Here is a 252-nt window from a genome sequence, read left to right as displayed (position 1 = left end):
ATCAGGTTCGGCGCGGTGCTCAGGTCGAGCCCGGTGATGCGCCGCAGCGCGGCCAGCGCCTTCTCCGCGTACTCCGGATGCGCGGTGATGCCCGTGCCGATCGCGGTCGCGCCGAGGTTGATCTCGCGAATCAGCCAGCCGGCCTCCTGCAGCCGCGCGATGTCCTCCGTCAGCATCACCGCGTAGGTCGAGAACTCCTGGCCGAGCGTCATCGGCACCGCGTCCTGCAACTGCGTGCGGCCGAGCTTCAGC

1 protein-coding gene is annotated in these 252 nt (G+C 69.8%); it reads right to left on the bottom strand.

Annotated elements, in window-relative coordinates; genetic code table 11:
• A partial coding sequence (locus tag AAEY88_RS14705) for a lyase family protein (protein WP_350563577.1) occupies nucleotides 1-252 on the bottom strand: 252 nt, incomplete at both ends.

The sequence above is a fragment of the Psychrobacter sp. CAL346-MNA-CIBAN-0220 genome, assembly GCF_040309805.1.
Classification (GTDB): domain Bacteria; phylum Pseudomonadota; class Gammaproteobacteria; order Pseudomonadales; family Moraxellaceae; genus Psychrobacter.
Note: the sequence above shows the minus strand (reverse complement) of the source record. Positions and strands in the feature narration are given on the sequence as shown.